The 9,765-nt window shown below is 67.8% G+C and carries 12 protein-coding genes; 6 read left to right on the top strand and 6 right to left on the bottom strand.

The window, feature by feature from the left end; all coding sequences use genetic code 11:
* Positions 1-20: 20 nt before the first annotated feature.
* Entirely contained in the window at positions 21-1,337 is a 1,317-nt protein-coding gene (locus Q0480_RS06455; RefSeq protein ID WP_299131568.1) for a FliI/YscN family ATPase, read from the top strand.
* Between the two features lie 3 nt (positions 1,338-1,340).
* Here Q0480_RS06455 and Q0480_RS06460 read toward each other — a convergent pair whose 3' ends face one another.
* The 4 genes from Q0480_RS06460 to Q0480_RS06475 form a co-directional block, all read right to left on the bottom strand.
* Positions 1,341-2,177, bottom strand: coding sequence for a DUF1217 domain-containing protein (locus tag Q0480_RS06460; RefSeq protein WP_299131569.1), 837 nt, complete (start codon positions 2,175-2,177; stop codon positions 1,341-1,343).
* 22 nt (positions 2,178-2,199) lie between these two features.
* Positions 2,200-2,607, bottom strand: coding sequence for a flagellar biosynthesis repressor FlbT (flbT, locus tag Q0480_RS06465; protein ID WP_299131570.1), 408 nt, complete (start codon positions 2,605-2,607; stop codon positions 2,200-2,202).
* Complete coding sequence (gene flaF, locus Q0480_RS06470) at positions 2,604-2,984, bottom strand: flagellar biosynthesis regulator FlaF (protein ID WP_299131571.1); 381 nt, start codon at positions 2,982-2,984, stop codon at positions 2,604-2,606. Before flaF ends, flbT begins: the two co-directional genes overlap by 4 nt.
* A gap of 106 nt (positions 2,985-3,090) precedes the next feature.
* On the bottom strand, positions 3,091-3,897 hold the full coding sequence (locus Q0480_RS06475; protein WP_299131572.1) for a flagellin: 807 nt from the start codon (positions 3,895-3,897) through the stop codon (positions 3,091-3,093).
* A 282-nt stretch (positions 3,898-4,179) separates the two neighbouring features.
* On the opposite strand from Q0480_RS06475, the gene Q0480_RS06480 reads away from it, so the two are divergent.
* Complete coding sequence (locus Q0480_RS06480; protein WP_299131573.1) at positions 4,180-4,713, top strand: invasion associated locus B family protein; 534 nt, start codon at positions 4,180-4,182, stop codon at positions 4,711-4,713.
* On the opposite strand, the gene Q0480_RS06485 is transcribed toward Q0480_RS06480, so the two are convergent.
* Positions 4,697-5,131: a Fur family transcriptional regulator gene (locus Q0480_RS06485; protein ID WP_299131574.1), complete on the bottom strand. Its 435-nt coding sequence runs from the start codon at positions 5,129-5,131 to the stop codon at positions 4,697-4,699. The genes Q0480_RS06480 and Q0480_RS06485 overlap by 17 nt on opposite strands.
* A 123-nt stretch (positions 5,132-5,254) precedes the next feature.
* Between Q0480_RS06485 and Q0480_RS06490 the strand changes: the two genes are divergently transcribed.
* From Q0480_RS06490 to Q0480_RS06505, 4 genes are read left to right on the top strand one after another with little or no spacing between them, the layout of a single operon-like run.
* Entirely contained in the window at positions 5,255-6,136 is an 882-nt protein-coding gene (locus Q0480_RS06490; protein ID WP_299131576.1) for a metal ABC transporter substrate-binding protein, read from the top strand.
* Positions 6,133-7,011 (top strand): manganese/iron ABC transporter ATP-binding protein, encoded by an 879-nt coding sequence (locus Q0480_RS06495; RefSeq protein WP_299131579.1) that lies wholly within the window; start codon positions 6,133-6,135, stop codon positions 7,009-7,011. Before Q0480_RS06490 ends, Q0480_RS06495 begins: the two co-directional genes overlap by 4 nt.
* Positions 7,008-7,856 (top strand): metal ABC transporter permease, encoded by an 849-nt coding sequence (locus Q0480_RS06500; RefSeq protein WP_299131580.1) that lies wholly within the window; start codon positions 7,008-7,010, stop codon positions 7,854-7,856. The genes Q0480_RS06495 and Q0480_RS06500 overlap by 4 nt, the downstream gene beginning before the upstream one ends.
* On the top strand, positions 7,853-8,680 hold the full coding sequence (locus tag Q0480_RS06505) for a metal ABC transporter permease (protein ID WP_299131581.1): 828 nt from the start codon (positions 7,853-7,855) through the stop codon (positions 8,678-8,680). Before Q0480_RS06500 ends, Q0480_RS06505 begins: the two co-directional genes overlap by 4 nt.
* Positions 8,681-8,794: 114 nt before the next feature.
* Here Q0480_RS06505 and Q0480_RS06510 read toward each other — a convergent pair whose 3' ends face one another.
* Entirely contained in the window at positions 8,795-9,565 is a 771-nt protein-coding gene (locus Q0480_RS06510) for a sulfite exporter TauE/SafE family protein (protein ID WP_299131582.1), read from the bottom strand.
* Positions 9,566-9,765: the final 200 nt, after the last annotated feature.

The raw sequence follows: 9,765 nt of genomic DNA on the forward strand, positions 1-9,765 counted from the left end.
CGCCCGCCACGGAGCCCCGGATGTTGACAGACTTTGCCGCCCTTCAAGCCGAATTCTCGCGGTTCTCGAACCACCGGCGCGTGGGGCGGGTGGCGGCGGTGGGCACGGCGGCGCTGGAAATCGCCGGACTGACGCATCAGGCGCGGATCGGCGATCAGGTTGCGATCGCCATGGGTTCGGGGGCGCCGCTCGGCGGCGAGATCGTCGCGATCTCGGCCGATCACGCGCGCGCCATGACCTATCAGTCCTGCGATGGCGCCGCGGTCGGCGATACCGTGACCTTGCTCGGCCCCGCCGGCGTGCATCCGGCGGAGAGCTGGGTCGGGCGCATCGTCGATGCCTTCGGCCAGTCGCTCGACGGCGGGCCACTGGCGCCGGGCGCGGCGAGCGCCAGCCTGCGGCGCGTTCCGCCGGCACCCGCCACGCGCAAGGGCCTCGGCGCGCGGCTCGCCACCGGACTTTCGGTTTTCGACACCATCCTGCCGCTGGCACGCGGCCAGCGCATCGGCGTGTTCGCCGGTTCAGGTGTCGGGAAATCGACGCTGCTGGCCGATCTCGCGCGCGGGATCGAGGCGGACGTGGTGGTGCTCGGCCTCATAGGTGAGCGGGGGCGCGAGCTGCGCGACTTCGTCGACAATGTGCTCGGGCCGGTCGGGATGGCGCGCTCGGTGGTCGTCGCCGCCACTTCCGATCAGGCGCCGCTGATCAAGCGTCGCGCGGCCTGGATGGCGATGGCGGTGGCGGAGGTGTTTCGCGATCAGGGGCGGCATGTGCTGCTGCTCATCGACTCGCTGACCCGCTTCGCCGAGGCGCATCGCGAGATCGCGCTGACCGCCGGCGAGGCGCCGAGCCTTCGCGGCTTCCCGCCCTCGACGGCGAACCTGATCGCCAGCCTCTGCGAGCGCGCGGGCCCCGGGCCGTTCGGCAAGGGCGACATCACCGGCGTCTTCAGCGTGCTGGTCGCGGGCTCGGACATGGACGAGCCGATCGCGGACATCAGCCGCGGCGTGCTCGACGGCCATGTGGTGCTCGACAGGGCGATCGCCGAGCGCGGGCGGTTCCCGGCGATCGACGTGCGCCGTTCGGTGTCGCGCAGCCTGCCGCGGATCGCCACCGAGACCGAAAACGCGCAGCTTGCGCGAATGCGCCGGGTGCTGACCGCCTACGAGAACGCCGCGCTGATGATCCAGACCGGCCTTTACGCGCCGGGCAGCGATCCGGCGATCGACGAGGCGATCAAGCTCTGGCCGGCGCTCGACGCCTTCTTTACCACCACCGCGCCGGAGGGCGTGGCCGACAGTTTCGCCCGACTGGGGGCGCTTCTCTCCAGCGCGTGAGGATCAGCGTCGCGAGAGAAGCAGGTTGAAGAGACCGCTCGATCCGTTGTCGCCCCTGCTCTGGAGCAGGGTAAGCGCGGGAGAACGGACGGCGGAAGTGGTGGGGCCTTCCTCGATCTGGGCGCGCGCGAGGAAGCGGTCGATCATCTTCGACACCTTGGCCGCGTCCGTGAAGACCGAGAGGTCGGACGAGCCGAACAAGGCGCTGCATTTCTCGCGCAGGATCTCGCGCTGGCGATCGACGTTGAGCTTGCCGAAACTGTCGGACGGCAGGCCGAAAGCCTTCTCGACCACCGGGCTCAGCGACCGCGAACCGATGACCGAGTACCAGCTCGCATTCTCCTTGGTGGCGAGATCCCCGATCTCGCGCTTGAAATTGAGGGCGAGGCGCATGTTCTCGTTGCTCTCGCCCACGGCCGCCTCGAAGGCGCGGGTCTTGTAGGCATCGGTGATGGTCTTGGCGAAACCCGCGACCGCCGTCTGCGATCCGCCCGCGTCGCCGAAGCCGAAGGCGGCGGCCAGCTTCTTGTAGGCGGGCTCGGTCAATTTGACCGCGAGCGCGGTTCCTTCGGTCGAGCCTTCATCGAGAACCTTGCGGATGAAGGCCTTCTTGTCGATCTCGCCCGCGAGGCCGAAGGCGCCGAGCGCGACCTTCAGCAGGCGCCGGTCAGCGACGAGTTCCGCCGCCGAGGTGACCTTGCCGATGTTCTTCGTGAAATATTCGGTCTCGCGCGTCAGCGCGGCGCCTTTTTCGAAGGACGCCTTCTGCGAGGCCTCGGTGCGTTCCAGAAACCGCCAGCCCGCGATGCCCGCCATCGGTATCGTTGGTTGAAAGCTCATGACCCGCTCCCCGTCTCGCTGTTCAGCCGGCCGGACGGACGCCGAGCAGCCGCGCCTCGCGCGGCAGCAGGTTCCGCAGGCTGCGCATCGCCTGATAGAAGCGACCCTCGACGACCGCGTCGGTCGCGGCGCCGAGATGGGTCCGGCTGTCGGGATCCTGGAAAACCTGGCTCAGTTGCTCGATGCCGCGCAGCAGCTGGCGCCGCGCCTCCTCGGGATCGGCCTCGCCGGCCAGCACCAGCTGGGCGATGTAGCAGACCCGGCGGACCGGCGTCTTGGCCTCGTCGGGATGGATCGCGTCGCGCAGGCGCAGCACGTTCGCATCCGGCGTGATCACGTTCAGCCGCGCGCGCCGGTCGCCGTTCTCCATCACGACCCCGTTGATCATGATCCGTTCGCGCGGGCCGAGCTTGAGCACGAGGCCGCTCATGCGCGGGCCTCCACTTCGCCGCGCAGGCCGCGCATGATCGAGGTGTTGATGTCGATCAGCGGCTCGATCGAAGCCTTGCCCGAGAGCACGCGCATGCTGTGCCTGCGCACGAATTCGGCGAGGCCGATCAGCTGGGCGCGCAAGGCGATGGGCAGGGCGTTGTCGTCGCTCATCAGATCCTCCGACAGCGCGCCCCAGAGGCGCTGGTTGTCGGTGACGGCGGCCGCGAGGGCGGGAAAGACGGTCTTGTCGGTTTCGTCGATGCCGCGCAGCCGGTGGGTGACCTTCGCGAAGATCGCGTATTCCGAGCCGCGTCCGGTGCGGATCGGGACCGCGGCGGCGGCGTAGGCGGAGCTGGCCTGGGGAGTCATGCTCATCTGGAAACCCTTTGGGGACCGCGCGAGGTTCTGTGCCAAGCCGGAAGGTTATGCGGATGGACGGGAAGGCACGGGGCGGGCCGAAGCCCGCCCCGCTCAGGTCTTCTTACTGGAACAGGGACAGAACGTTCTGCGGCGCCTGGTTGGCGATCGACAGGGCCTGGATGCCCAGCTGCTGCTGCGTCTGCAGAGCGGTCAGGCGGGCCGAGGCTTCTTCCATGTCCGCGTCGACCATCGCGCTGACGCCAGCCTTCAGCGAGTCGGCCTGCTTGGACAGGAAGTCGTTCTGCGCTTCGATCCGCGTCTGCGCGGCGCCGAAAGCGGCGGCGGCGGTGTTGGCGGTGTCGATGAGCGTGTCGATCGCGTCCGGGTCCGAGGTCGCGCTCACGGTGATCGCCGCGCCGAGGGTCTCGAGGTTCGCCGCCGCCACCGAGAAGGTGCCGACGGTGAGCGTGCCGGCCGCGCTGCGGTTGATCGAGACGGTGACGGTCTGGGCGCTGGCCGCGGACGACACCATGTTGATGCCGTTGTACTGCGCGTTCTGAGCGATCGAGGTGATCGTGTCGGTCAGCGCGGTGACATCGGCCTGCAGCTTGGTGAGGTCGGCGCCCGGGCTGTTCGCCTGGACGATCTTGGTCTGGATCTCCTTCAGCTTGTCGGCGATCTGCTCCGACGCGGTACGGGCGGTGCCGACGAGCGCGGAAGCCGAGGTCAGCGATTCGCCGAGGGTCTTGTAGCTCGAGATGTCCGAGTTCATCGTCGAGGCGATGGACCAGGTCGAGGAATTGTCCTTGGCGGTCGCGACTTTCAGGCCGGTCGAGACTTCGTTCTGCACCTTTTCGAGGTTCTTGTTCACGCCCTTGAGGGTCTGGAGCGCGACCATCGAGCCGGTGTTGGTAAGAATGCTGGACATTGACGTATTCCTTCGTGGCGCGCGATGCTTTCGACATCGCTGGTTCATGGATGGTCCGGCGCATGCCGGACCGATGAGACGCCCTTCTGAGTGTTGCGGCCCGGACCGATTTCCGATCCCGCCGCGCCGGCCGTTCAACCGCGTGACGGCACATTCCCCGATCAACGCTAAGCAAGTGCTAACGCGCGGAATTAACATGCTTAATATTCGGTGAAGTTGCTTTCGGCCGGCCCGGACCGTACGCTGCGCGGCTGTGGACCACGGTCCGGGAGGATGGCGCAAATGCGAGGGACGGGGCTTCGGCGCCTGGCCGGACCGATCGCCGCCGCGCTGATGGCGACAGCGGCGGCGGCCGACCCGCCACTGGCGCCACCGCCCGCGCCGGTGCCGGTCGTGTTCGGTGACTGGCGGCTGACCTGCGCCGCCGACTGCCGGATCGAGACCGAACTGCGCGCCGCTCCGCCGCGCGCCGGCGCGCTCCTGCGCCTGACGGTCGCGGCGGCGGACAAAGGCGCGCTGGTCATTCGGACGCCGCTGCCGCTCTATCTTCCGGACGGTCTCCAGTTCGCGCCGCGCGACACCGAGCCGACGGCCGGACCTTGGATGACCTGCGGCGCCACGGCCTGCGAGGCGCGGCTGGCGCTCGACCCCGATCTTCTCGCCGCGCTGCGCAAGCAGCCGGCGGCCAATCTGGAACTGACGCTGCTCGACGGATCGCATGCGCGGTTGCCCGTGTCGCTCCTCGGCTTCACGGCGGCCTATCGCGCACTCGAAGTCGCGTCGTCGGACGGTTCACGCATCAGGTCTCACCCCTGAGCTTGCGCCCGTAGATCTCCAGCCGGTGATGCACGATCCGGTAGCCGAGCCGCGCGGCGACCTCCTCCTGCAACGCCTCGATCAGCGGGTCGGCGAATTCGATCACCTCGCCGGTCTCGATGTCGATCAGGTGGTCGTGGTGCCGCCCCTCCTCCGCCTGCTCGAACCGGGCCGGACCGCCGGAGAAGGCATGCCGCTGGATCGCGCCGCTCTCCTCCAGCGCCTTCATCGTGCGGTAGACGGTAGCAAGCGAGATGCGGCTGTCCATCGCCACCGCCCGCTCGAAGATCTGCGTCGCGTCGGGATGGCCATGCATATCATGCAGAATCTCGAGGATGACGCGGCGCGGCTTCGTTATGCGCAGACCGGCGTCGCGCAGCATCACCTCATAGTCCGCCTGCTTCGCACCGGAGCCCATCGCGCGAGAATACCGGCCGGTCCCGCGATTGCAAAGCGCATTTTTGCAAACGATTATCATTTGCATTGACAATCGACGCTCCGCGCCTAGGTAGGGAAGGACAATCACGCGGGAACCCTGCACATGCGCCGAATCGCCTTTTCCATGCTGCTTCTGCTCGGCCTCGGCCTTCCGGCGGCCGCGCAGGACAAGCCGAAGGTGGTGACGACCTTCACCATTCTGGCGGATATGGCCCGAAACGTGGCGGGCGACGCGGCGGAAGTGGAATCGCTGACCAAGCCCGGCGCGGAGATCCACTATTACCAGCCGACGCCCGGCGACATCCTGCGCGCCCGCGGCGCCGACCTCGTTCTGCGCAACGGGCTGAATCTGGAGCAGTGGTTCGAGAAATTCCTGGTCAATATCGGCGACGTGCCCTCGGCCACGGTCAGCGACGGCGTGGACCCGATCGGCATCTCCGAGGGGGCCTATCAGGGCAAGCCGAACCCGCATGCCTGGATGTCGCCGGAAGCGGCGCTGATCTATGTCGAGAACATCCGCGTGGCGCTGGGCGGGATCGATCCGGCCAACGCCGCGACCTATGATGCGAACGCCGCCGCCTATTCGGACGAGATCCGCGCCACCGTCGATCCGATCCGCGCGCGCTTCGCCGCGATCCCCGAGGACCGGCGCTGGCTGGTCAGTTCCGAGGGCGCCTTCAGCTACCTGACCCGCGATTTCGGGCTCCACGAGCTGTACATCTGGCCGATCAACGCCGACCAGCAGGGCACGCCGCGGCAGGTGCGAAAGGTGATCGACGGGGTGCGCGAACATCACATCCCGGCGGTCTTCAGCGAGAGCACCATTCCGGCCGACGCGGCGAAGCAGGTCGCGCGCGAGACCGGCGCGGCTTACGGCGGCGTCCTCTATGTCGACAGTCTTTCCGGCGCCGACGGGCCGGTGCCGACCTATCTCGACCTGATGCGTGTCACGACCGAGACCATCGCGTCGGGCCTGACACAATGAACGGAGCGGCGAACGGCTCGGGCCTTCGCGCCGAGGGGCTGACCGTCACCTATCGCAGCGGCAACACTGCGATCCACGACGTCGGATTCGAGATCCCGCGCGGCTCGATCACCGCGCTGGTCGGGGTGAACGGCTCGGGCAAATCCACGCTCTTCAAGGCGATCATGGGCTTCGCCCCGGCACAGCGCGGCGAAATCATCATCCTCGGCATGAGCCGCGACGCGGCGCTACGCAAGAACCTCGTCGCCTATGTGCCGCAGGCCGAGGAGGTGGACTGGAGCTTCCCTGTCCTGGTCGAGGACGTGGTGATGATGGGCCGCTACGGCCACATGGGCTGGTTGCGCCGGCCGCGCCCGATCGACATCGAGATGGTCGGCTCGGCACTCGCGCGCGTCGGCATGACCGACTATCGCGCGCGCCAGATCGGCGAGCTCTCGGGCGGACAAAAGAAGCGGGTGTTTCTCGCCCGCGCGCTGGCGCAGGAAGGTCAGGTAATCCTGCTCGACGAGCCCTTCACCGGCGTCGACGTGACCACCGAGGAGCAGATCGTGACCCTGCTCGGCGAATTGCGCGCCGAGGGGCGGGTGATGCTGGTCTCGACCCACAATCTCGGATCGGTGCCGGAATATTGCGACCGGGCGATTCTGATCAACCGCACCGTGCTCGCCTCCGGCCCGACCGCCGAGGTCTTCACCCGGGCGAATCTCGAACGCGCCTTCGGTGGCGCCTTGCGGCATTTCGTGCTCGGCGGCGCCGCGCTGCATCACGATGACGCGGACCATCGCTCGCTGACCGTTCTCACCGATGACGAGCGCCCCTTCGTGATCTACGACGAGGGCGACGGTTCCGAGCAGGCGCGCGGGGATCGGCGATGAGCGCGCTGCTGGAGCCGTTCGGCTATCAGTACATGATGAACGCCATCTGGGTCAGCGCGCTCGTTGGCTGCGTCTGCGGCTTTCTCTCGGCCTTCCTGATGCTCAAGGGCTGGTCGCTGATCGGCGATGCGCTCAGCCACGCCATCGTGCCCGGGGTCGCCGTCGCCTATCTGCTCGGCTTGCCCTTCTCGCTCGGCGCCTTCATCGCGGGGGGCCTCGCGGCGGGCTCGATGCTGGCACTCGGGGAATTCACCCGGCTGAAGCAGGACGCCGTGATCGGCATGATCTTCACCTCTTTCTTCGGCATCGGCCTCTTCATCGTCTCGATCGCCCCGACCTCGGTCAATGTGCAGACGATCATGCTCGGCAATATCCTCGCCATCACGCCGGAAGATACGCTGCAACTCGCGCTGATCGGCGGCGTGTCGCTCACCATCCTGCTCGTCAAATGGCGCGACCTGATGGTGGTCTTCTTCGACGAGAAGCACGCGCTCAGCATCGGCCTGCGCCCCCGGGCGCTGAAGGTTCTGTTCTTCACCCTGCTCGCCGCCTCGACGGTCGCGGCGCTGCAGACGGTCGGCGCCTTCCTCGTCATCGCGCTGGTGGTGACGCCGGGGGCCACCGCGTACCTGCTCACCGACCGGTTCGAGCGGCTGATCCTCTACGCCGCCTCCATCGGCGCGGCGACGAGCGCGCTTGGCGCCTATGCGAGCTTCTTTCTCGACGGCGCGACCGGCGGCATCATCGTCGTGTCGCAGACGCTCGTCTTCCTGCTGGCTTTCGTCTTCGCGCCGAAGCACGGGATGCTGGCGGCGCGCGCCCGCGGCCGGGAGACGGCGCGATGATCGAGTCCCTGCTCCTGCCGTTCCAGTTCGATTTCATGCAGCGCGCCTTCCTGATCGCGCTGGCCGTCGCCGCGCCGATGGCGCTGCTTTCCTGCTATCTGGTGCTGCGGGGCTGGTCACTGATGGGCGACGCCATCAGCCACGCGGTCCTGCCCGGCATCGTGCTTGCCTATCGGGCCGGGATCCCGCTCGCCTTCGGCGCCTTCGCCGCCGGCATGTTCTGCGCGGTCGCCACCGGCTTTCTGAAGGAGAACAGCCGGGTGAAGGAGGATACGGTGATGGGCATCGTCTTCTCCGGCATGTTCGGCCTCGGCATCGTGCTCTATGTGCGGACCGTGACGGACGTGCATCTCGACCATATCCTCTTCGGCGATCCGCTCGGCGTCACCTGGGGCAACGTGGCCGAGAGCGCGGCGATCTCGGCCTTCGTCTTTCTCGCGATCATGACCCGGTGGCGCGACCTGCTGGCCTATTGCTTCGACGCCCAGCACGCGCGCGCCATCGGCCTGCCGACCCGGTTGCTGCATTACGGGCTGCTGGCGCTGGTCGCACTGATGGTGGTCGCGGCGCTGCGCGCGGTCGGCATCATCCTCGCCATCTCGCTGCTGATCGGACCGGGCGCCACCGCGTTTCTCTGGGTTCGGAACTTCGGGGCCATGCTGGCGGTGGCGAGCCTCGTCGCGGCGACGGCGGCCCTCACCGGGATCTACGCGAGCTTCTGGCTCGACAGCGCGCCGGGACCGACCATCGTGCTGGCGATGACCATCCTCTTCGCGCTCAGCCTGCTGCGGGTCCGCCTCGTCGCCGGCCGCGCCGGGACCTGACGGTCTCGGCATCTCGATCCGATCCATACGACTTTCCCCCGGGCGGCGGTCTTGAGCGATGGCCGCGAGGTGACCGAAATCCGCCGCCGAACTATCGGCGCCGCCGCGGAAAATTCAGGCCCCGATGGCGCGCCGCAGCAGGTTGAGGCCGGCGGCGATCAGCACGATGAGCGTCACCTTGCGGAACAGTTCCTGGTCGAGCCTGTCCTGAACGCCGTAGCCGAGGAACATGCCGGCCAGCGTCGGCAGGGTCAGCCAGGTCGACATCGGCAGCGTCATGGCGTCGAGCACGCCGGACTGTGCGTGCGAGACGAGGAGCACGATGGCGCCGAGCGCGAAGGTGATGCTCTGCACCCGGACCATCTCGATCTTCGGCACCTCGGCCGCCAGCAGGTAGATGACGAGCGGCGGCCCCCAGATGCCGGCGATGCCGCCGAAGATACCGGCGGCGATTCCGGCCAGGATCTCGGCCAGCCGCGCGCGCCGGGGCGCGAAGGTGGGCCGCCAGCCGAGCACCTGCGCCGCGCCGAAGCCGGTGATCGTGGCGCCGAGCACACCATAGAGCATCGCGTCCGGCATGAGGACGACCAGCCGGGCGGCGAAGACGATGGTCACGAAGAAGACGAGGTTCAGCCGGCGGTATTTCACCAGACTCGCCCAGGCTTCCGCCATGCCACCGCGCAGCGCCTGCAGCAGGTTCGAGACGAGGATCGGCACCACCATCAGTGCGACCGCGACCTTGGCCGGCAGGAACGAGGCCATGATGCTGACGGCGATCAGCGGCAGGGCGAAACCCACCACGCCCTTGGCGAAACCGCCGAGAACCATGGCCGCGACAGTACCGAGGACGCCACCAGGACCGAACGCGACGTAGAAATCTTCCATCCGAGTTCGTATCCCCGACCACCGTCTTGTGATCGCAGGCCCTCCGGCGGGGAGCAATGCTAATAAAATTTCCGATCCGCTCGGGGCGGGCGTAGCATTCTTGCGTCTTTAAATTGACGCTACCCGGCGATGCCCCTAGGTTTGTGCGCGATCGCAGCATATGATTCCGCGCCGCACAAGAGGCGTGCTCGACCAGAGGA

It is taken from the genome of uncultured Amaricoccus sp., assembly GCF_937891315.1.
Classification (GTDB): Bacteria; Pseudomonadota; Alphaproteobacteria; order Rhodobacterales; family Rhodobacteraceae; genus Amaricoccus.

What these genes read in the sequence shown, in the direction of transcription:
- Q0480_RS06485 (WP_299131574.1), bottom strand. Translation starts at nt 5,131, where the DNA reads ATGGGCTCCGGTGCGAAGCAGGCGGACTATGAGGTGATGCTGCGCGAC.
- Q0480_RS06495 (WP_299131579.1), top strand. Translation starts at nt 6,133, where the DNA reads ATGAACGGAGCGGCGAACGGCTCGGGCCTTCGCGCCGAGGGGCTGACC.
- Q0480_RS06475 (WP_299131572.1), bottom strand. Translation starts at nt 3,897, where the DNA reads ATGTCCAGCATTCTTACCAACACCGGCTCGATGGTCGCGCTCCAGACC.
- Q0480_RS06490 (WP_299131576.1), top strand. Translation starts at nt 5,255, where the DNA reads ATGCGCCGAATCGCCTTTTCCATGCTGCTTCTGCTCGGCCTCGGCCTT.
- Q0480_RS06510 (WP_299131582.1), bottom strand. Translation starts at nt 9,565, where the DNA reads ATGGAAGATTTCTACGTCGCGTTCGGTCCTGGTGGCGTCCTCGGTACT.
- Q0480_RS06500 (WP_299131580.1), top strand. Translation starts at nt 7,008, where the DNA reads ATGAGCGCGCTGCTGGAGCCGTTCGGCTATCAGTACATGATGAACGCC.
- flbT (WP_299131570.1), bottom strand. Translation starts at nt 2,607, where the DNA reads ATGAGCGGCCTCGTGCTCAAGCTCGGCCCGCGCGAACGGATCATGATC.
- Q0480_RS06455 (WP_299131568.1), top strand. Translation starts at nt 21, where the DNA reads ATGTTGACAGACTTTGCCGCCCTTCAAGCCGAATTCTCGCGGTTCTCG.
- Q0480_RS06480 (WP_299131573.1), top strand. Translation starts at nt 4,180, where the DNA reads ATGCGAGGGACGGGGCTTCGGCGCCTGGCCGGACCGATCGCCGCCGCG.
- flaF (WP_299131571.1), bottom strand. Translation starts at nt 2,984, where the DNA reads ATGAGCATGACTCCCCAGGCCAGCTCCGCCTACGCCGCCGCCGCGGTC.
- Q0480_RS06505 (WP_299131581.1), top strand. Translation starts at nt 7,853, where the DNA reads ATGATCGAGTCCCTGCTCCTGCCGTTCCAGTTCGATTTCATGCAGCGC.
- Q0480_RS06460 (WP_299131569.1), bottom strand. Translation starts at nt 2,177, where the DNA reads ATGAGCTTTCAACCAACGATACCGATGGCGGGCATCGCGGGCTGGCGG.